We start from the raw sequence: 21,897 nt of genomic DNA on the forward strand, positions 1-21,897 counted from the left end.
ATCCATCCCTGTGCATGGTTCGTGAACGATGCACCTGAATGTGGCGCGAACCTGCACCAGCTTCGGCGTCGCAGGCCCGTCCGCTGCTCCAGAACGTGGCCTGGCACATCGCTTGCTTGAGGTGAGCCCATCGATGCAAGAACACTAAAGAATGACGGCACGACAACGGATCGTTCGCGAGCGCCGGCAGTACAACCAATGGGTGGCCAGCCAGACGCTCGAAGACTATGCGCTGCGCTACACGGCGGATCGCGCGCGCAAGTCGGCATTCCGCGTCGGCAACACGGCGTTCGGCCCGATTGCTTTTCTTGCCTGCGAGGCCATCGGCGGCGCGCTGACGATCGCCTATGGATTCCCGAACACGGCATGGGCGATCGTCGCGTTCTGCGCGCTGATGTTTCTCATCGGTCTACCGATCTGCTCCTACGCGGCTCGCTACGGCGTGGACATCGATCTGCTCACGCGCGGCGCGGGATTCGGTTACATGGGATCGACGATCACATCGTTGATCTACGCGTCGTTCACCTTTCTGCTGTTCGCCATCGAGGCGAGCATCATGTCGCTGGCGCTGCAGATGCTGTTCGGCATTCCGCTGGCCATCGGTCACTTGATCAGTTCGCTGATCGTGATTCCGATCGCCATCTATGGCTTCAGCTTGATCAGCAAGATGCAGCTGGTGACCCAGCCGGTGTGGATCGTGCTGCAATTCCTGCCGATCGCTTACATCGCCTGGAAATCTCCGTCCGAAGTCGCGGCGTGGACCGGCTTCACCGGCGAGCAGGGTTCCGCGGATGGCACACTCGATCTGCTGCTGTTCGGCATGGCGGTGTCCATGCTGTTGTCACTGCTGCCGCAGATTGGCGAGCAGGTGGACTATCTGCGCTTCCTACCCAATCGCGACCGGCGCAACCGAGTGGCGTGGTGGACGGCGTTGATCGCATCCGGCCCCGGTTGGGTGTTCATGGGCGGTTTCAAGTTGCTCGCGGGCTCATTCCTTGCGTTTTTGGCGATCCGCCATGGCGTGTTGCCGGCGCAGGCGGACGAGCCCACCGGAATGTACTTCCTCGCGTTCCGGGAGACCGTGCAGTCGCCGACGTTTGCGTTGGTGTTGACTGGCATTTTCGTGATCGTCTGCCAGCTCAAGATCAATGTGACCAACGCTTATGCAGGCTCCATCGCGTGGTCGAATTTCTTTTCGCGCCTGACTCACAGCCATTCGGGCCGCGTGGTGTGGCTGGTGTTCAACGTGCTGCTCGCTCTGCTGTTGATGGAGACCGGGATCTTCAATGCCATCGAGAGCATCCTGATCATCTACGCCAATTTCGCCGCCGGCTGGATCGGCGCACTGACGGCCGATCTCGTGGTCAACAAGCCGTTGGGATACAGCCCGCCGTACATCGAGTTCAAACGCGCGCATCTCTACGACATCAATCCTGTCGGCGTCGGCGCGCTGTTGCTGTCCATCGTGTTCTCCAGTCTGGCGTTCCTGGGCGTGTTTGGAACGTTTCCACAGATCCTCTCGCCGTTCGTCGGGCTGCTGGTCGCCTTCGTGGCCGCGCCGGTGATCGCTTGGGCGACCAAGGGTCGTTACTACCTGGCGCGACAACCCGAGGGGTTGCCGGAAAATGAGCCGGAGATCCGCTGCACGATCTGCGAGAACGTGTTCGGTCGGAATGACATGGCCATGTGCCCGGCGTACTCGGGCGCGATCTGTTCTTTGTGTTGTACGCTGGAAGCGCGATGCCACGATCTGTGCAAGACCGACAGCCGTTTCACTCAGCAACTGCACGGTTTTTTCGCGAGCATTCTGCCCGCGCGCGCGGCGCTGGCGTTGAGTACTCGCGGCGGGCACTTCTTCGGGCTGCTGATCGTTTTCAATCTCGCGATCGGCCTGCTGCTGTCTCTTATCTATCATCAGTACAGCGGCACGACCGCGACGGACCGAGAAGCGATCCGCATGACCTTGTGGCTGGTGTTCATCAGCTTGTTCGTGCTGAGTGGCGTCGCGGCCTGGCTCATCGTCCTGGCGCACGAAAGCCGGCGCAGCGCCGAAGCGGAGTCGGCACGACAGACTACGATGCTCATGGATGAGATCGAAGCGCACAAGCGCACCGACGCGGCCTTGCAGAAGGCGAAGGAAGTCGCCGAGGCGGCCAACGTCGCCAAGACGCGTTACATCGTGGGCATCAGCCACGAGATTCGCTCGCCGCTGAATGCGATCTTCGGCTACGCGCAGCTGCTCGAGCGCGACATGGCAGGCCCGGCGGACAATGCTGCTCGCGTGATCCGTCGCAGCGCCGAGCATCTCACCAATCTGATCGACGGTTTGCTCGATATCTCGCGCATCGAGAACGGCATGTTGCGGCTGAATCGCGACAAGGTGCAGCTGGTGGAGTTTCTGGATCAGATCGTGGACATGTTCCGGCTGCAGGCGTCGAATCGCGGCATCGAGTTTCGTTACCAGCGGCCTCCGCATCTGCCGGCGCACGTGTTCACCGATCAGAAGCGGCTGCGCCAGATTCTGATCAATCTGTTGTCCAATGCGATCAAGTACACTGAACGCGGTCATGCCAGCCTGGTAGTGCGCTATCGCAATCAGGTGGCCGAGTTCGAGATCTCCGATACCGGCGTCGGTATCGCGGAGGCGGATTTGGAGCGGGTATTTCAGCCTTTCGAGCGTGGCGAGACGCCGACAGTGCGCGCGGTTCCAGGCATCGGGCTCGGCCTCACCATCACCAAGCTGCTGACCCAGATCATGGGCGGCGAGCTGCTCGCGCGCAGCACGGTGGGTGAGGGCACCACGTTCACCGTGCGTCTGCTGTTGTCCGAAGCGATGCACGCCGTTCATCAAGCGACCGAAACGGGGCGCATCACCGGTCATGACGGACCGCCTCTGAAGGTGCTGCTCATCGACGACGATCCCGCGCACCTCGACATCGTTCGGCGGCTGTTGCAACCATTGAAGTTCGATGTCGTCACCGCGCCGAACGGCAGGACCGGGCTTGCGCTGGCCATGGAACATCGTCTCGCGCTGGTCATGATCGATATCTCCATGCCGGATCTGTCGGGCTGGGAGGTGGCCAGGCAGTTGCGACAGACGGCCTCGATCGGCCCGATCAAGATCGTCATGGTGTCCGCCAATGCTCATGAGTACAGCCCGGGCGGTCCCGATTACCCGCACGATGGCTTCGTGATGAAGCCGGTCGATATGCACGCGCTGCTCGATTGCATTGCCGGGCTGCTGGGCTTGCAATGGATCTACGAGACGGGCGGCGACGCGGCGGAGGAGCTCGCCGAAGTCTGCGAGCTGCCGCCGGACTCGCGACATCACATCAACGATTTATATCAACTCGGCCGGATCGGGCACGTGCGCGGGATCCAGGCCAAGCTGCGTCAGATCGAAGCGGACGATCCGGGGAGCAAGGCCTTCATCGCTCACCTGCAGTCCCTGGTCGCGAATTTCGATTTGAAGCGTTACATGAACGTGCTGGAAACCATGCGCAATGATGAATCCTAACGAAAGCACGCGACGGGATACCGTGCTGGTCGTGGACGACACGCCGGAGACGCTCAGTTTTTTGACGGACACGCTCGATCAGGCGGGCTTCACTGTGTTGATCGCCACCGACGGCGACAGTGCGTTGGAGCTGGTCGATCAGATCACGCCGGATCTGGTGCTGATGGATGCGGTGATGCCGGGCATCGACGGCTTCGAGGCCTGCCGGCGGTTGAAACGGGAGAAGCTGCTGTCACATCTGCCGGTCATCTTCATGACTGGGTTGAGCGATACCGAACATGTGGTAGAGGGGCTCGCGGCGGGCGGCGTGGATTACGTCACCAAGCCCATCGTGATCGACGAATTGCTGGCGCGCATTCGAGTGCATCTCGCTAACGCGAGAATCGCGCATGGCACGCACGCTGCGTTGGATGCCACTGGCCGCTTTCTCTTGGCCACGGATTCGAGCGGGCAGTTGCTGTGGTGGACGCCGAAGGCGCGCGCGCTGCTTGCCGAGCTCTTTCCGGCGCAGAATGATCGAGCAGCGAGTTTGCCGGCTGAGCTGGTGGAGCAACTCATGCGGCTGCGTGGCGAAGGATCGAAGAGCGCCAGCAGTGCGACCATGGAGATCGGGGCGCGACGGCTGGAGATTTCGGTGTTGAGCCGTATCGGGCCGGATGAGTTGCTGTTTCGACTTGCCGAAGTCGGTACTCGCAACGATGAACAGGTGTTGCAGCGGGCGTTGTCGCTGACCAGTCGCGAGGCGGAAGTGCTGTTGTGGATCAGCCGAGGCAAGTCGAATCGCGAGATCGGTGAGATTCTCAGTATCAGCCCGCGGACCGTGAACAAGCACCTGGAGCAGGTGTTCGTGAAGCTCGGCGTCGAGAATCGAGCCGCGGCGGCGGCTCGGGCGGTGCGCACATTGGCGCGTTAAGCGCAATGGCACTTAGTCAAGCGCCTTTCGCAGTGGATAGTGGTTGGCGGTTGGTGGTTAGACAGAAATGAGCCATGCTGGCCTGCGTTCCGCACTAACCACCAACCGCTAACCGCCAATCACTGGGCGGTGGGGCGCGGCTTTGGGTTGCAACATGCCCTCGCGTTCGATAAAGGCGATCACTTGATCCAGGCCTTGGCCGGTTTTGAGATTCGTGAAGATGAACGGCCTTTCGCCGCGCATCTTGCGGGCGTCGCGGTCCATCACTTCGAGTGAGGCGCCCACATAAGGGGCGAGGTCGATCTTGTTGATGATCAGCAGGTCCGATCGCATGATGCCCGGGCCGCCCTTGCGAGGGATTTTGTCGCCGGCGGAGACGTCGATCACGTACAGGGTGAGGTCGGACAGCTCCGGACTGAATGTCGCGGCGAGGTTGTCGCCGCCGCTTTCGACGATGATCATGTCGAGGCCTTCGAAGTCGCGCATCAGGCCGTCGATGGCGGCGAGGTTCATTGATGCGTCTTCTCTTATCGCGGTGTGCGGGCAGCCGCCCGTTTCCACGCCGCGGATACGCTCGGCGGGGAGGGCCTGGCTGCGAATCAGGAACTCGGCGTCTTCGCGGGTATAGATGTCGTTGGTGACCACGGCGATGTTGTAAAGGTCGCGCATGCGCTTGCAGAGGCTGTCGACCAGGGCGGTCTTGCCCGACCCCACCGGGCCGCCGACGCCCAATCGCAATACCTCGGCTTTTTGCATGTCGTGTACCTCGCCTGTTGGTGGCGGGAGTATCTTATGGTTTGAGTGGCAGGGGCCTACGTCATTTGACTCAGGGCGCGTTTGTTGTGGTAAGGGCATGCTGCGCCTCGTTGCCGCGCTTCCGCGCAGCCTCGGCCAGAAGGTTTTCTTTTTTTCGCGCTTCGCGCGGCGGCCGGAGGGAGACGGATGTGTTTCACCGGCCGGCCTTGATGAGCGTTCGAGGGCATGTTTGATAACGTCATGGCACTTCGCAAATCAACCTCGAGATTATTGGTGGCGCTGCTCCTGCCGGGTGTAGCGGTGGCGCATACGGGTGGGGAGGTACACAGCTTTGTGGCTGGGGTGATGCATCCGCTGGGTGGGATGGATCACTTGATGGCCATGCTCGCGGTGGGATTGTTGGCGGGGTGCGCGGGCGGGTGGATGCGATGGGCGTTGCCGGCGACCTTCGTGGCTGCCATGGCGATGGGCGCAGTGCTCGGAGCGAATGGCATTGAGACGCCGTTGGTTGAGGTAGGCATCGCATTTTCGCTGGTCGCCTTCGGGGCGGCGTTGGTGACGCAACGAGCTTTGAGCGCACCGCTGATGATTGTCTTCACCGCGGGCTTCGCGATGTTTCATGGGCACGCGCATGGCACAGAGATGGGTGCGGGGCTCGCGGCGTTGCCGTATGCGATGGGATTCATGATCGCGACAGCTCTGCTACACGCAAAAGGCGTATTGCTTACGACCAGCAACCTGCTCTCGCTAAAGCAGCTCACTCTGCGTAAATGGAGCGGCGGCGCGATCGCAGCTGCAGGCATAGCGTCCTTCTGCGTGACAATCGTTTCCGCATAGGCGAACTGGCAAGAAAACCGCCTCGGGCCAGCGCCGCTTGGTATGGCGCCGCGGCCGAGAATTTCCAGCTGGTTGTGCGTGCTTCGTGGTTCGCCACTTCGACATCGAGGTTCTTGTCGGCCAGCTCCCGGCCCGCGCAGGTTCCCAGCGTGTATGTCAGTGCATAGCCCGAAAGAACCCCTGTCTTTTAACGACACACCGTACTCGATCTTCATGATCGAGATCTGCGCCTACGCAGCATCGCGAATTTGCGGCTCAAGGGAACCCGGCCGCCTTTCTTTCCTTATGTAGTGTCCTCTGCATACTTCGTATTTCTGGTCTTCTGGTGCGCATCCAGCAGGGTGCAGCGGGCTCCGCGGCAGTATCCATTCTGATGACGCCTGCAAGAGAAAAAGTGAGCGATCGAACTTCCTTCGCGCGGCGCCTACCCAAGGCAGCGAAGCGCACTGCCGGGCGCACCAGCGCGCCGCAGGTGCCTGCCAATATCCGCGTATTCGACGTCGATTTGAGCCGGGAAGAGCGCGCCCGTATCCGGCATAGCCTCGGCGCGAAGCTCGGCAAGTATGCAACTTCGATCGAACGCGTCACCGTCCGAGTTCGGGATGTGAACGGTCCGCGCGGTGGTATCGACAAGTTGTGTCGCATCAAGGTGGTGTTGAGCGGTCTTCCGAGCGTGGTCTTCGAAAGCCGCGCGCTATCGTTGAAGCCTGCGATCAACGGCGCACTCTCCGGCACGGAGCGGGCTGTTCGCCGCAGCGTACAGCGCCGACACACTAAACCTATCAAGGTGGCAACCAGGGGCGCACTTCGCCCGGACGGTTGACGCATTCGAGGAACTCGCAGATGTCTCTCAAATGGTACGTAAGGCCACGCATCGTGGCGCTGAACTCCACGACCTCCGTGCTCGATGCCGCACGCGCGATCGAGCGCAATAACATTGGCGCTGTCGTCGTACAGGAAAAAGGGAGCGTCGTCGGCATCGTAACCGATCGGGATCTCGCGATTCGCGCGCTTGGCCGCGGGCTCGATCCGCACAAGACGACCGTCGGCGAGGTGATGACTTCAGGTGTCGTATCACTCGCACCAAAGGACACTCTAGCGAGCGCGATTCGGCTCATGGAGAAGCGCAACATTCGGCGTATTCCGCTCGTGGAGGGGGGACGCTTCGTTGGTATCGTGACGCTCGATGACCTGCTCCTCGATGAGGCTGCGCCAATCGATCGCCTGGCCGCGATCATCGAGGCCCAGATCGGCGAGGGTGGGCCGGCGAGCACCGACAGATCGCCCGCGAGGCGGCGCAGTGCCGCGCGCGCCGAAGCGACCTACCGGCGCGTCGTCAATCAACTGCGTACCGACACCGGCCTCGAGGACGGGGATCAGGCGGAGACCGCGCTCGAGATCGTCCTCGAAGCATTGGTGCGAAGACTTACTCCTGGCGAGGCCGAAGACCTCATTGCGCAACTTCCTTCGCTCTTGCAGCCCGCGCTGTATGCGCTCCCTCTCGGCCCTGACAAGACCGTTACGCGGGAGACGATCGAGCGGCAGCTCGTGCAGCAACTCGGTGTGGAGCCATCGGGCGCGGCAAAACTTCTCGCCGCCGTTGGTGCGCTGATCGCGCAAACCGTCAGCACCGGCCAGATGGAGGACGTGCGGAGCCAGCTTCCAGAGTCGTTGCGCGAAGTCTTTTCGGAAGCGCCCATCAGGGCTGCCTCATGAGCGGATTGTCGTCAAACGAGCGCCAGAATCTCGCCAGAATGCTGTGTGAGCGCAAGGAGATCTTGCGCGAAGAAATTCGTGTGGGCCTCAAGCGCATGCGCATAGAGGGCTATGAGGACCTCCTGTCCGGCACGTCGGATGCGGGCGACAGATCCGTGGCCCAGCTGCTGACTGACATCACAAACGCGGAAGTGGTGCGCGACGCGTCCGAACTGCAGGATATTTTCAGGGCGGAGAATCGCCTTGCGGCCGGTACTTATGGCACGTGCATTGATTGCGGCTCGCAGATCCCTTACGCGCGTCTCGCTGCGTATCCGACCGCAAAGCGCTGTTTGCGCTGCCAGCGGATACGCGAGGCCAATCGCTCGTGAAGTCCGGTAAAAGGTTTGACAGTATGAGCTGCGCTGGTGTGGCGGACTCATTGAACAGGATGATGCCAGTGATGACGGCGCAGACCGTGCCGATTCCTACCCAAACCGGATAGGCTGTACCCGCAAGGCGAGTCCGAGGAGCGTGAGACTGGGCAAAGCTCGGGCAAAGCTCGCAAAGCTCGGACACCCATCGACTGATAGGGAACGGACGCCAGTCGTGGATCTCGTGAGCATTCCCTTGGGGCGCATCCTTCCGTGGAATACGCCGAGGAGCGAGTAAATGGAGCGGCGGCGCGATCGTAGCTGCAGGCATAGCGTCCCTCTGCGTGACAATCGTTTCCGCATAGGCGAACGTGGGCGGACACCATCGCATCACCAGCCATGAGCGCCAGCGCCTCTCGCCGCGACGTCAACTGAAGCTTGGGCTTCTTTTCGTTCTTCATTTGGGTCTCCGTTCACGCCACGCCACGCCACGCCACGCCACGCCACACGGCCAGCTTGTATTTATTTCGTCGTGGCGAATCCCGTGAGGTCGCGCCTGCGGACGCGACGCTTACGTCGACCGCTTCAACGCTTCATGAGTCGTTCAATAAACTTGTCGCGCTCAATACTGAACTGGCGGCATTGCTCACGGAGCCACCTTACAAATGTCTCCACCTGTGGGCTATCCCCGGTTCCGGACAGGAACACGTAACGACATGGGGCGCGAAGCGGTGCGTTGACTACGGGCGCCAGCCGGCCGGCAACGATGTCGTCCAGAACAAGTGCGAGACGCGCGACCGCGACGCCCTCGCCGGACCGCGCGGCGGCGATGACCAGGTCGGCAGTATTGAAATACCTGTTCTTCTGGTTGCGGGGCCGCTTGGAACGTAGCGACTGCAGGTATGTGTCCCACTCGGTGCTTTCCGGCGCGCCGTCCCAAACCGCGCCATCGTGCAGCAACGTGACGGCAGACAGATCGAATGAGCGCGCAAGCCGGCGGTTGCGCGCCAGGAACTCAGGACTCGCAACGGGCAGGATGTACTCGTCCATGAGCACTTCCGCTCTCAAGTCCGTGTAATCGACCGCATCGTAGCGGATCGCGGCGTGCAAGCCGTCATCGAGGAAACGCTCCTGGTTCAGGGCGTGGTATTCCGCGGCCAGGCGCAGGTCGAATTCTGTGTGCAGGCGAAGAAAGCTGCCCAACCTCTGCATGAGCCAGCGGCTGGCGAACGATGGTGCGCAGCTGAGGAGAAAAGGTCCACGTGACATGCGGACACTGGCAATCGCCTGCTCGATTCGCTGCAAGGCCGGGCCGATCTCCGCTTGCAAGCGTCGACCTGCGCGCGTCAGCTCCATGCGGTTGGGCCGTCTGTTGAACAGCTTGCATTCGAGCGTTCGCTCCAGTTGACGAATCTGCTGGCTGACTGCTCCCTGCGTGAGATGAAGCTCTGCGGCGGCCCGGGTGCACGAGCCGTGTCTGGCCGTCGCTTCCATGCAGCGCAGCCACGTGATCAACGATGGGGTCAGTCTCATGGCATTAGCGTAGCTAATGAGCTTCCGTACTACAACGCGCTTGCTGTGCGTCGGCCCCGTCCGTGATCATCCGATGAAGCGCCGCATTTGGCGTGATTCGTGGTTACCGCCGTGGTCTGTACTATCAGGAAGCCGTACCTGCTGTTCTTGGGCGATGTCCGTGGAGATGCAAACGCCAAGACTGCGTTTGGCTTGCGCGATTGGTGTCCGTCCGACTGCGTCGCCCAGTGGCGGCTGCCGGGCGGCGACTGCGACGTGGGATTGCCATGGCTCAATCCGGCCGCGGCCGCCAGTCGCGGCGCAAAGTCGCTGGTGTTGGCGGTCGCACCCATTGGGGGCGTACTGCCTGATGCGTGGAAGCCTACGTTGTTCGACGCGCTGGATGCTGGTCTGGATCTCGTCAACGGTCTGCACGACCGCTTGGTGGACGTGCCCGAACTGCGGGAGGCTGCCCAGCGGCTCGGACGCAACCTGCTCGACATTCGCCGGCCTAGTGGTCGCTTCTCCGTGGCCACCGGGGTCAAGCGTAAAGGCAAGCGGCTGTTGACGGTCGGCACGGACTGCGCGCTTGGCAAGAAATATACAGCGCTTGCACTGACTGCAGCACTTCGTGCCCGGGGAGTGCCAGCGGAATTTCGCGCCACGGGACAGACCGGCATCCTGATCGCCGGAGGTGGCGTCCCCATCGACGCAGTCGTGGCCGATTTCATCGCGGGCGCTGCCGAGAGCCTTTCGCCGGAAAACGATCCTGATCACTGGGACGTTGTCGAAGGACAGGGCTCCCTGTTTCATCCTGCGTACGCTGCCGTGACGCTCGGTCTCATCCACGGAAGCCAGCCGGACGCACTCGTGCTGTGTCATGACCCAACCCGGCTCACGTTGAATGGCTATCCACACTTCCGGACTCCCGATTTGCGTGAGGCGATAGCACGCTATCTCGACGCGGCGCATCTCACCAACCCCGCCGCGCAGTTCGTCGCGATCAGCCTGAACACCTCTCATCTGTCTGAGCAGCACACCGCATCTTTGCTCGCTGAATTGGAGCAGGAGTTCGGGTTGCCGTGCTTCGACCCCATGAAGCAGGGGATCGAACGCGCCGTGGAACGGATCGTTGCGCTATGACCATTACGATCTCCATCGCCACGGTCCAATGGGAGATGAACGAGCCGTTCGCGATTTCGCGCGGCGTTGTATCACGCGTCGAGGCCGTGCTTGTCACGCTCGTCGACGCCCAAGGCAATCGTGGTCGCGGAGAGGGTTATGGAATTGGTTACGAGGGCGAGACGTGCGCCATAATGCAGCAGCAGCTTGCTGGCGTGGCGCGTCACGTGCGGGCAGGCGCAACACGTGAGGAACTCTTGGAGCTGCTGCCGCATGGCGGCGCGCGCTGTGCGCTGGACTGTGCCATGTGGGACCTCGAAGCCAAGCGCAGCGGGCGGCCAGCATGGGCGCTCGCAGGACTCTCGGAAGTCCACTCCTTGACGACGGCCATGACGATCGGCATTCGCTCGCCGGACGCGCTGCGAGTGGCCCTGAATCGCTACGGGACGTATCCGCTGCTCAAGATCAAGGTCGGAGCAGACGAGCCGCTCGAAACGCTGCGCACTGTACGCGAGATGGCGCCAAGAGCGCGCCTGATTGTGGATCCAAATCAGGCGTGGACGTTCTCTCAGCTAAGAGAGTATGCGCCGGTCTGCCGCGAGCTTGGAGTCGAGTTGATCGAGCAGCCCCTGCCGGTCACCGCCGATGAGGATCTCAGGGGCTATTCGTGCCCCGTTGCACTCTGCGCCGACGAAGCCGTGCACACCCGGGCCGATCTTCCCGCAATATTGGGGAAGTACCAGTGCATCAACATCAAGCTGGACAAGACGGGTGGGCTGACCGAGGCGTTGTTGCTCGAGCGGCAGGCTCGCGCAGCAGGGCTGAGCACGATGGTTGGCTGCATGTGGGGGTCCTCGCTTGCCATGGCGCCAGGTTTCATCCTCGGGCAGTTCTGCGATTTCGTAGATCTGGATGGCCCGTTGTTGCAGAAGACTGACTGGCCGGATGCCATTTCCTATAACCAAGGTTACATGTCCGCCCCGCGGCCGTCGCTGTGGGGCTAGCGTGTCCAATTCATCAGGCATCGATCGTTTCTTCGCGGAGTAGACAACATGAGCTTTCCCCAAGGTCGAGTTTGTGCCGCCCCCGGGTTGGCATTTCATCACCGGCTCTTCATTTGCGGCGCCTCGCTGCTGGCAGTCGCCACGCCAGCGGCCGCACAGTCCGAAAGGGTTTCTCAGTCCGTGGGCGGTCTCGAGGAGGTGGTGGTGACCGCACAGAAGCGCAGCGAGAGCCTGCAGGACGTACCGATCGCCATCTCGGCGGTTGGCGCCGAGGAAATGGTGCGATCGAGGACGCTGCAGGTCCGCGATCTTCAGGCTCAGATTCCGAACGTCGGCTTCGGTGTGCGAGACAACAAGGATACGACCATTTCGATTCGCGGCATCGCGGACAACACGCGTAACGTCGGCTATGACGCACGCGCAGGCGTCTACGTGGATGGTGTGTACGTTGGTCAGTCGCAGGCGATGAATCAGGGATTGCTCGACCTGGATCGCGTCGAAGTGCTGCGCGGTCCGCAGGGAACCTTGTTCGGCAAGAACACCGTCTCGGGCGCGATAAATCTCATTACCAGGAAGCCCGACGCAGAGACGCGCGTGGAGCTGGGGCTCGACGTCGGCAACCTTGGCCTCTTCGCCCAGCAAGCCCTCGTGAATGTGCCGCTCGTAAGCGATCGCCTGTTCTTGAAGGTGTCCGGTCGCAATGAGCGCAGCGACGGCTACATCAAGAACCTTCACAACGGCGATGACCTGAACGGTGAGAATACGACGAGCGGTCGCGTGCAAGCACGCTGGCTCGCTACCGAGCAGCTGGAAATCAACCTCTCCGCTGATGTCCTGCGCGAGCATCCTCACGGGGTGACCAATGCGGTTGCCACCGGTGGACCTGCTTTTGAAGAAACGGGCAGTGTTCGCCGCATCAACATGGATGCCCAAGGCGATTCGGACCGTACCGTTGAGGGTGCCGCGTTGACCATCGATTACTCGCTCGGCTCCGGTCGAACGCTTACCTCCGTAACAGCGTACCGTGGCTCCGACGCTACGCGTCCGGTCGATGAGGACTATAGCTCCGCGGACAGTCTGGCATCCGACTTCGCTGACGATACGAGCCAGTTCACGCAGGAATTTCGCCTGGCGTCCACGAGCGAGCGCCTCGACTACGTCGTGGGCCTGTACTACATGGACCAGGACCTCGAGACACGACACGGCGCGACCGGAGGCGTGGACCTCGGCTTGCCGGGCTATAGGGTCGTGACGTCGGGCACGAGCAAGAATCAGTCGTATGCAGTCTTCATCGATGGCAATTATCACATTACGGACGACCTGACTCTCACTGCGGGCGGCCGCTACACCCGAGAGACCAAGGATATCGCTTACAGCATCAACGGCGGACCGCCGCTGTTCATGAATCTGGACAGTTTCAAGGACAGTCTCCGCGATTCCAGCTTTACCCCACGAGTCGGCTTGTCATACGAGTTCGTGCCGGACGTAATGGGCTACGTGATGGTGAGCCGCGGCGCCAAGAGCGGAGGCTGGAATGCTGATTTCATCACTACGACGGAGCAGATTGCATTCGGGCCCGAGGAGGCGACGAACTACGAGGCTGGACTGAAAAGCACGCTGTTCGATCGCCGGCTCCGCATCAATGCAGCGATATTCAATACAAAGTATACGGATTACCAGGTGTCGCAGTTCGTTCAACTCTCAACGGGAGGGACGCTCATCACCTTGACGAACGCCGGCGAGGTGACTTCACGTGGTTTGGAGCTCGAAATGGCCGCCAGCCTGACACCGCAACTGCAGTTGAATGCCAATCTCGGGTTGCTGGAGGCCAAGTTCGATTCGTTCAAGGACGGCGGCGGCCCGGGTGTGCACTACGACGGCAAGACCCTGCCATATGCGCCGAAGGTGAGCGGAGGTCTAGCGCTGGACTATCGTTATGAAGAGTTGTCGGCCGGTGCACTCGACTTCAGGGTGGACTATTCATACAAGGGATATCTGTACTCCAATCCGAATAACGGCGACCAGTTCCGATCGCCGGGATACGGGCTCGTCGGGGTCCGCGCCGGTTTCAGGACCCACGACTCGAAGTGGGGAGTCTATGCCTGGGCGCAGAACCTGACTGACAAGCTCTATTCCAATTTCAACGGATTGTCCTTCCTTGGGGTGCCGCGTGCCGACATCGGGCCGCCGAGGACCTACGGCTTGGAGTTGCGTGCGAAATTCTGAGCCCGAGCTGGAAAGGTCTGTCGATGCGCGTACTGGTAGCCGGCTTTCAGCATGAGACGAACACCTTCGCGGGTTCCGTCGCCTCGCTGGAGAGCTTCGTGCGCGGTGAGATCTTTCCACGTTTGGCGCGCGGCGCCGACATACTGGCGCTGCGCGGCACGAATCTCCCGGTTGGGGGCGCGCTGGAAGAGCTGGACGCTGCGGGCTATACGGTTTTGCCTGTGATCTGGGCGGGGGCCTGTCCGTCCGGGCCGGTTACGCGTGAGGCGTACGAGTCCATCGTGGGAGAGATCGTAAGCGCCGCCCGCGCGAATGCGAATGTGATCGACGCCGTGTATCTGGATTTGCACGGTGCAATGGTCGCGGAGCACGTGGACGACTGCGAAGGAGAGCTCTTGCGCCGCCTGCGGGCCGTTCTCGGGACCAAGGTGCCGATCGTCGCCAGCCTGGATCTGCACGCGAACGTAACTGAGAGCATGCTGCAATTGGCCGATGCGCTTGTTGCGTATCGAACCTATCCGCATGTCGACATGGCTGAAACTGGGGCGCGTGCGGTGCGAGCGCTTCGAGGCCTGCCAGGTCACTCGGATCGACTCCAGGTGGCTGCGCGTCGCGTACCGTTCCTGATCCCGGTCAACTCGGGCTGCACGCTCTGTGATCCGGCCAAGTCGATATTCGAGGAACTCAGTGCGTTGGAGCGCGCGACGGGCTGCCTGTTGTCATTCACCCCGGGTTTTCCGGCAGCAGATTTCCCGGGCTGCGGTCCAGTGGTGTGGGGATACGGCTCAGATATGTCGGAGCTCCAGCGCGCAGTCGATTCGCTTTTCCAGCGTATCGTGGAGCGCGAGTCCGCATGGGCCTTGGACTTGCTCACGCCGCTGGAGGCCGTGCGCGAGGCGCAACGGCTTGCGCTGCACGCAAGCCGACCGATAGTAATCGCCGACACACAGGACAATCCTGGGGCGGGCGCAGATTCTGATACCACTGGGCTACTGCGGGCGTTACTGGAGTGCGGCGCGAAAGACGCGGCGCTTGGGCTTCTCTGGGATCCGCTCGCTGCGGCGGCCGCCCATGAAGCAGGCGTTGGGAGACGAATCACCCTGGAACTCGGGGGCCGTTCGGGATCGCCAGGCGATGAGCCTTTGGGCGGGGAGTTCCGCGTGGAATATCTCTCTGACGGCAAGTGCGTGTACGAAGGGCCCATGATGACCGGCGCGAGGCTCGATCTGGGGCGCATGGCATGCCTTGCGATCGACGGCGTGCGTGTTGCCGTAAGCTCGGTCAAAGCTCAAATGTTCGACCGGGGCCTGTATCGTGTCGTCGGGATCGAGCCCGAGCGTATGAAGATCCTGGTGAACAAGAGCTCTGTGCACTTTCGCGCCGATTTCGGTCCCATCGCCGAGCGGATTCTGGTCGCTCGATCGCCTGGACCCTTCACCGCCGATCCTGGCGATCTCAACTGGAAGCGCCTCGCGCCGGGCATCCGTGTGCGACCCAATGGCCCGGCGTTCCGCAACCAATCGTAAGGGGGAATAATAATGAGCGCTCGCTGGATGTTGTTGGCCCTATCACTTCTATTTCAGGTTGCGCCTGCGGGCGCTCCTGTATCCACATCTACGCAAGCAGCTCCAGGCGCAGGCACAGTGCGGGACTGCGCATCTGCCGCGGGGGTTGATTTCTCGGCCATTCCAGATGCCCCTACGCACATCAAGTCTGCGCAACGAGTAGAAGCAACCGAAGTCGTGCCGGCGCATTGTCTGGTGCGTGGGTATATCGCGCCGCAGGTCGGCATCGAGCTGCATCTGCCTCTGCAGGGATGGAACGGCAAGTTTCTGGAGGTCGGATGCGGCGGCTACTGTGGGGTGTTCTTCTCGACCCACTGTCACGGGCCGCTGCGCCGAGGCTATGCATGCATTGCCTCGAATATGGGGCATGACTCAACGGCCACCGATGCCAAGTGGGCCTATAACGATCTGCAGGCCCAGATCGACTGGGCCTATCGTGCCACGCACGTGGCGGCCGTGGCCGGAAAAGCGATCACCGAATGGTTCTATTCGCAGGGTCCATCCCGATCGTATTACACAGGATGCTCGACCGGCGGGCGTCAGGGCCTCATAGCTGCGCAGCGCTTCCCCGATGATTTCGACGGCATCGTTGCAGGCGCCCCGGTCGTTTATTTCGCGAGCTACCCGCTCGACCTGCTCTGGCCGTTGCAGGCACTCACGGGTGCAGACGGCAACTTCGTGCTTTCGAAGGCCGATGCGCGGCTCCTCCACGATGCAGTCCTCGCCCAGTGTGATCTCGACGACGGCGTGAAAGATGGAGTCATTGGTAACCCGCTGGCGTGCCGATTCGATCCGGCGGAACTTCAGTGTCGCCGCGGGCGCAGCAATGCTTGCCTGACTGAGTCACAGGTGCGGGCGGTCCAAAGCGTATATGCCGGGCCAAAGGTCACAAACGCGCGGCGGGCTTATCCGCAGGGGGCCATTCCGGGATCAGAGCTGAACTGGGTCAGCGACCAGCTGAGCTTCACGAGCACCGGGCGGGATCTGGTGCTCGAAGGATTTCGCTACATGATCTTCATGCCGGCACCCGGCCCGACATGGAACCTCGGGCAGTTCGACTTCAACAAAGATGTCGCGCGTACCAACCTGTTTGCGGCGCTGGCCAGCGCCAACAACCCCGACCTCCGGGAGTTCGCCGGCCGTGGCGGCAAGTTGATTTCATACTTCGGATGGCAAGATCCTTCTCCTCCCGAAGTGGTGGACTATTACGAGACCGTCGAGCGCACGATGGGCGGACGTGACGCCACGCAGGACTTCTTTCGTCTGTTCATGGTGCCGGGCATGGACCATTGCACGGGCGGGGCTGGTCCCTTCGCGATAGATTACCTGAGCTATCTCGAAGACTGGGTGGAAAAGGGCAAGGCGCCGGACGTGATGATCGGGGCTCACGTACCAAAGGCCACGGGACCGGAGCCGGCTCGGGAACTGATCTTTCCACTCGATCCATCGATCCCGGTCACGTTCACACGCCCTGTGTATCCGTATCCGATCAGGGCCGTGTATAGCGGTGCGGGAGATCCGAACGATGCCGCGAGCTTCGTGCCAGCGGATGTTCCGCAGTGACGAAGGCTGCAAGATCGTCCGATGCATTGCTGGCGCTGACGGTACTCACCCTCGCGTACCTCATCGCTTACTGCGATCGAGTGATCGTGATGATACTCGTCGGGCAATTCAAGCGCGATCTGGGGTTCACGGACTCCCAGATCGCGTTGTTGATAGGCTTCTCGTTCGCCGTCTTCTACGCCGTGGCCTGCCTGCCTCTCGGCCGGCTCGCCGATCGGGTGAATCGTCGCAACCTCATCATGGCTGGCATCGTCTCGTGGAGTGCCGCCACGGCGGCGTGCGGTCTGTTCACCGAGTTCACGGGACTGTTCATCGCCCGCGTGTGCGTTGGGGTCGGGGAGGCTTGTTTGCTGCCGGCGGCGCTGTCAATGCTTGCCGACCTGTTTGGGCCCCGTACTCGTAGCAAGGCAATCGCGATGTTCATTTGCGGCGCGCCGCTCGGATCTGGACTGGCGTACCTGCTCGGCGGATCGTTACTGCATCGCGTGGAGACCGGAGCGATCTCGCCGTTGATGACATTCACCGAGTTTCCATGGCAATCGATATTTGCCGTTCTCGGACTCCTGGGACTGCTGATCGCCGCGGCGCTGATGTTGGTGGATGAGCCACGCCGTCAATTCGATGCACGAGCCGCCAACGATCGGGTCGAGGGCCAGTCGCTCATCGGCCTGCTCAGGGGTAACGGCGCGCTGATCGTTGGCATCGTGCTTGGCCCATCGATCATATCGATGGCCTTCTACGCTCTGCTGTCGTGGGGGCCGACCATGATGGTACGGCGGTTTGACTGGACTGCGCAGGATATCGCCTTGTGGTTCACGCCGCTGGGCGTTGCCTCAGGACTCGCGGGACCTTGGATCGGCGCGCTGACCGGTTCGTTCCTGGTGCGCACCTGGAAGCGCTCGGACGGATTGATGCTGGGCGCCGTTTGCCTGGCGATCGCCGCCTGTCCGCTGGCGTTGACTGCCGTGACGATCACGAACGCGGGGATGGCCGTGGTCTTGATGTTCACAGCGACGAGCATCCTGATCGCGGCCCAGACACTGCCTCAAATCGCGATTCAATATGTGATTCCGGGCGACTCTCGGGGTCAGTTCACGGCGATGTTCGTGTTCGGCACCAACGTGATCGGCTTTGGCTTGGGCCCGTCGATCGTCGCCGCGTTGACCGATCATGTGTTCCACGAGGGAGGAAATCTTCACATCTCACTGGCGATTGTCTGCATATCGGCGGTCACCATCGGGGCTCTGGTCACTTTGACTCGCCTGTCGGCTTACAGACTCCAGGCAGCGATGCTCGCGCCCGAGCAACGAAACTGAAATGAGGATGGGTATGCGACCCAGCTATGTCTCCGGCGTCAGCGATCTGCCGCTGTTGTTCAAGACCGTCGGTGCGGTGCTTGAAGATGCCGCCTCGGAATGGCCGTCTCATGAGGCTCTCGTGTGTCGACATCAAGACATACGCTGGACCTACGCACGATTGAACGAGGAATCGAACCGGCTCGCGGCCGGGTTCGTACGGCTGGGATTGCAGCCAGGGGATCGCATAGGTATCTGGTCGCCGAACTGCGCAGAATGGGTCGTGACCCAGTTCGCCTCGGCCAAGGCGGGCCTGATTCTAGTCAACATCAATCCGGCATTCAGAACCGCCGAACTGACCTTTGCGTTGAACAAGGTGGGCTGCAAGGCGCTGGTCATTGCGCGCAGCTTCAAGAGCAGCGATTACGTCGCGATGATCCAGCAGATTGCACCGGAGCTCGCGCACTGCGAGCCCGAGCAGCTTCGGGCCGCTGAAGCTCCCGCCCTGCGCAACGTCATCGTCATAGGACGGGATCGCCCCTTGCCAGGCTGTCTTTCCTTCGAAGAAGTCGTGAACAGCGCCCGGCCGGAGGATCACGAGCAAGTGCGCGCCCTGTCCACGACGCTGCAGCCGGACGAGCCCATCAACATACAGTTCACCAGTGGTACGACAGGCCTGCCAAAGGGCGCGACGCTCACCCACAACAACATTGTCAACAACGGCTTCTTCGTGGCGCGACGCATGAACTTCTCAGCGGCGGACCGACTGTGCATCCCTGTTCCGCTGTATCACTGCTTCGGCATGGTCATGGGTGTTCTCGGTTGCGTTACGCATGGCGCGACAATGGTTTTCCCAAACGAGGCCTTCGAGCCTGAAAGCGTGCTGCGCGCCGTACACCAGGAACGCTGTACGGCGCTGTACGGTGTGCCGACGATGTTCATCGCGGAGTTGGACCATCCGGACTTCGCTCGTTACGACTTGACGAGTTTGCGTACTGGAATCATGGCTGGAGCACCTTGTCCGGTGGAAGTCATGAAGCGGGTGGTCTCCAGAATGCACATGCGTGAGGTCACGATTGCCTACGGAATGACCGAAACGAGCCCGGTAAGCTTCCAGAGCAGTGTCGACGACCCTCTCGAGCGGCGTGTCTCCACCGTTGGACGCATCATGCCCCATCTCGAGGTGAAGATCGTCGACGCCCAAGGACGCGTCACGCCACGTGGCGTTGCGGGAGAGCTTTGCACTAGAGGCTACTCAGTCATGCGGGGCTACTGGGACGATCCCGAGCGTACCGCCGACGCAATTGATGCAGCGAGATGGATGCACACCGGGGACCTCGCTGTGCTGGACGAGGAAGGTTACTGCAAGATTGTCGGGCGGGTTAAGGATCTCATCATCCGCGGTGGGGAAAACATCTCCCCGCGCGAGATAGAGGAGTACTTGTACCGTCATCCGAAGATCCAGGACGTAGCGGTTTTTGGCGTGCCCGATGCACGCTTCGGCGAGGCCGTGGCTGCCTGGATCCGTCTCAAGCCAGGCGAGAGTTTGAATGAAGCCGAGATACGCGAGTTCTGCGAAGGGCACATCGCCCACTACAAGGTGCCGAAATACATCCAATTCGTGGAGGAATTCCCGATGACGGTGACCGGCAAGATCCAGAAGTTCGCGATGCGGGAACAAATGAAGACAGAGCTGGGGCTCAGCGAAGTCACTACCGCCTAGCGTAAGACAGCCACAGCGATAGGTTCGTGTACGCTCAGGTTTTTACAGACGCGTGCCGCGCGTTATAGGGATCACGGTAGCCCGCGGGGGAGGTGGCGAAGCGCACGGACACAGAGATTCCGAAGTGCCCGAACTGCGAAGCGCTGCGCCTGGCGCCGGACTCATAACGAGTCAAGCTATAACGAGTTGTTATGCCTGGGATGCCGAGCTTGCGCTATTCGCACCAAGTCGGCCAGCGTACATTTCTTCCGCAAGTGCGCCCATGGGTTTCAACAGCGGGCCACGACGGAGTTACGCATGGCCTCGATCCCAATGGGCGACATTCCCACCTGGTATGCCGATCGCCTCGGTGGCGAGCGGTTGTGCGTCGTTCATCAGGAGCAGAGATTGTCTTGGGCCGACATGGCAGTGCGAGCCAATCGCCGCGCATCTGCATTGAAGCGGCTTGGCGTCAAGAAGGATGACATCGTCGCGCTGGTGTTGCCGAATGAGAATGCCGTTTTCGAGTTGGCGTTTGCCGTTTGGAAGCTCGGTGCCACTCCGTCAGTGATATCGGCTCGACTGCCAGGGCATGAGCTCGAGGCGGTTCTGGATGTCGCGTGCCCGCGCGCGATCTTCGCTTCCGATCCGGCAATCCGCCAGACGACGGGCGCGCTGCCCGCTGACTATGGACTGCGTGAGGGAAGCGACGAGACGCTGCCATCGGTCGTCGGAAATCATTGGAAGGCGATGACTTCAGGCGGCTCGTCGGGCCGACCGAAAATGATAGTGGATCTCGGCCTCGGGGCTGTCGATCCGGAAGCGCCGCCGCTCAACATGCCGCGAGCCGGAGCGGTTCTCAATGCCGGGCCGCTTTGTCACAACGCGCCGTTCACGTTCATGTCGATCGCGCTTCATCACGGCAACAGCGTCGTGAGCATGCCGCGGTTCGACGCGGAAGAAACATTGCGCCTGATCGAGCGGTATCGCATTGCCTGGGCCAATCTGGTGCCGACGATGATGAGCCGGATCTGGAGCCTGCCCGAGGAGGTGCGCGCGCGCTATGACGTGTCATCGCTCGAAGCGGTATGGCATACGGCGGCGCCGATGCCTGCCTGGTTGAAGCAAGCCTGGATCGACTGGCTCGGACCGCAGAAGGTCTGGGAAATCTATGGAGGCACAGAAAGACAGGGCAACACGGTCATCAGCGGCAGCGAGTGGCTGACGCATCGAGGCTCGGTCGGGCGCCCTATCAATTGTCACATCCGTATTCTCGGCGAGCAGGGCGAGGTGCTTGCACCGGGCGAAATCGGCGAAATCCATCTGCTGCCATTCACCGGCGCTGGCTCGACCTACCGTTATCTCGGTGCAGAGCCGCGACGCTCGAGCGATGGCTATGAAACGATCGGCGATTTCGGCTGGCTGGACCAAGAAGGCTTTCTCTACATCGCCGATCGCCGCGCCGACCTGATCATCCGCGGCGGCATGAACATCTATCCGGCCGAGATCGAGAATGCCTTGTCGGAGCATCCAGGCGTGGAGGTTGCGGTGGTGATCGGCTTGCCCGATCGCGATCTCGGCTCGGTGGTTCACGCCATCGTCAAGCGATCCCCGGACGCTGAGGCCGAGATGAGCGCGGATACGCTGAGCGCGTTTCTCGGGACAAAGCTGGCGAGATACAAGCTTCCAGCCAGCTATGAATTTACAGAACAGCCGCTGCGTGACGAAGCAGGAAAAGTGCGGCGTAGCCAGCTGCGCGCTGAGCGCATCGCCTTGCGGGCGGCAGATCGATAAGCCCCCGAGTCGATAAGCCACG

Annotated in this window: 16 protein-coding genes and 1 pseudogene; 14 read left to right on the forward strand and 3 right to left on the reverse strand. The window is 61.5% G+C overall.

Going from position 1 to position 21,897, the window contains the following annotated elements; all coding sequences use genetic code 11:
• The first annotated feature begins 151 nt into the window (after positions 1–151).
• Together VGE08_RS07805 and VGE08_RS07810 are read left to right on the forward strand one after the other, a co-directional pair.
• A complete protein-coding gene (locus VGE08_RS07805; protein WP_331067297.1) occupies positions 152–3,517 on the forward strand; it encodes a hybrid sensor histidine kinase/response regulator in 3,366 nt (1,121 codons plus the stop codon).
• Complete coding sequence (locus VGE08_RS07810; protein ID WP_331067298.1) at positions 3,504–4,430, forward strand: response regulator transcription factor; 927 nt, start codon at positions 3,504–3,506, stop codon at positions 4,428–4,430. The genes VGE08_RS07805 and VGE08_RS07810 overlap by 14 nt, the downstream gene beginning before the upstream one ends.
• Positions 4,431–4,538: 108 nt before the next feature.
• Here VGE08_RS07810 and ureG read toward each other — a convergent pair whose 3' ends face one another.
• A complete protein-coding gene (gene ureG, locus VGE08_RS07815; protein WP_331067299.1) occupies positions 4,539–5,186 on the reverse strand; it encodes an urease accessory protein UreG in 648 nt (215 codons plus the stop codon).
• A gap of 225 nt (positions 5,187–5,411) precedes the next feature.
• Here ureG and VGE08_RS07820 point away from each other — a divergent pair, with 225 nt between their 5' ends.
• The 4 genes from VGE08_RS07820 (at position 5,412) to VGE08_RS07835 (ending at position 8,110) form a co-directional block, all read left to right on the forward strand.
• Positions 5,412–6,023 carry a HupE/UreJ family protein gene (locus tag VGE08_RS07820; RefSeq protein WP_331067300.1) on the forward strand — a complete coding sequence of 204 codons (612 nt, stop codon included), beginning with the start codon at positions 5,412–5,414 and terminating at the stop codon, positions 6,021–6,023.
• A gap of 394 nt (positions 6,024–6,417) precedes the next feature.
• Entirely contained in the window at positions 6,418–6,846 is a 429-nt protein-coding gene (locus VGE08_RS07825) for a hypothetical protein (protein ID WP_331067301.1), read from the forward strand.
• A gap of 20 nt (positions 6,847–6,866) precedes the next feature.
• Positions 6,867–7,739 (forward strand): CBS domain-containing protein, encoded by an 873-nt coding sequence (locus VGE08_RS07830; protein WP_349258655.1) that lies wholly within the window; start codon positions 6,867–6,869, stop codon positions 7,737–7,739.
• Between the two features lie 62 nt (positions 7,740–7,801).
• Positions 7,802–8,110, forward strand: a complete 309-nt coding sequence (locus VGE08_RS07835; protein WP_331067302.1) for a TraR/DksA family transcriptional regulator — start codon at positions 7,802–7,804, stop codon at positions 8,108–8,110.
• Between the two features lie 31 nt (positions 8,111–8,141).
• Here VGE08_RS07835 and VGE08_RS26530 read toward each other — a convergent pair.
• Positions 8,142–8,483 (reverse strand): annotated as a pseudogene (locus tag VGE08_RS26530) (DMT family transporter); the annotation flags it as partial.
• Between the two features lie 194 nt (positions 8,484–8,677).
• Positions 8,678–9,625 (reverse strand): LysR substrate-binding domain-containing protein, encoded by a 948-nt coding sequence (locus VGE08_RS07840; RefSeq protein ID WP_331067303.1) that lies wholly within the window; start codon positions 9,623–9,625, stop codon positions 8,678–8,680.
• 255 nt (positions 9,626–9,880) lie between these two features.
• Between VGE08_RS07840 and VGE08_RS07845 the strand changes: the two genes are divergently transcribed.
• From VGE08_RS07845 to VGE08_RS07880, 8 genes are all read left to right on the forward strand, one after another.
• The gene (locus VGE08_RS07845; protein ID WP_331067351.1) at positions 9,881–10,747 is read left to right on the forward strand and encodes a DUF1611 domain-containing protein; all 867 of its coding nucleotides are present in this window, start codon (positions 9,881–9,883) and stop codon (positions 10,745–10,747) included.
• Entirely contained in the window at positions 10,744–11,730 is a 987-nt protein-coding gene (locus VGE08_RS07850) for a dipeptide epimerase (protein WP_331067304.1), read from the forward strand. Before VGE08_RS07845 ends, VGE08_RS07850 begins: the two co-directional genes overlap by 4 nt.
• 48 nt (positions 11,731–11,778) lie before the next feature.
• Entirely contained in the window at positions 11,779–13,956 is a 2,178-nt protein-coding gene (locus VGE08_RS07855; protein WP_331067305.1) for a TonB-dependent receptor, read from the forward strand.
• A 23-nt stretch (positions 13,957–13,979) separates the two neighbouring features.
• Positions 13,980–15,482, forward strand: coding sequence for a M81 family metallopeptidase (locus tag VGE08_RS07860; RefSeq protein WP_331067306.1), 1,503 nt, complete (start codon positions 13,980–13,982; stop codon positions 15,480–15,482).
• A gap of 12 nt (positions 15,483–15,494) precedes the next feature.
• Complete coding sequence (locus VGE08_RS07865; protein ID WP_331067307.1) at positions 15,495–17,084, forward strand: tannase/feruloyl esterase family alpha/beta hydrolase; 1,590 nt, start codon at positions 15,495–15,497, stop codon at positions 17,082–17,084.
• Positions 17,081–18,400 (forward strand): MFS transporter, encoded by a 1,320-nt coding sequence (locus tag VGE08_RS07870; protein ID WP_331067308.1) that lies wholly within the window; start codon positions 17,081–17,083, stop codon positions 18,398–18,400. Before VGE08_RS07865 ends, VGE08_RS07870 begins: the two co-directional genes overlap by 4 nt.
• Before the next feature lie 7 nt (positions 18,401–18,407).
• Positions 18,408–20,102 (forward strand): AMP-binding protein, encoded by a 1,695-nt coding sequence (locus VGE08_RS07875; protein WP_349258656.1) that lies wholly within the window; start codon positions 18,408–18,410, stop codon positions 20,100–20,102.
• A gap of 297 nt (positions 20,103–20,399) precedes the next feature.
• Positions 20,400–21,875, forward strand: a complete 1,476-nt coding sequence (locus VGE08_RS07880; protein ID WP_331067310.1) for an AMP-binding protein — start codon at positions 20,400–20,402, stop codon at positions 21,873–21,875.
• Positions 21,876–21,897: the final 22 nt, after the last annotated feature.

The organism is Steroidobacter sp. (genome assembly GCF_036406195.1).
GTDB lineage: Bacteria > Pseudomonadota > Gammaproteobacteria > Steroidobacterales > Steroidobacteraceae > Steroidobacter.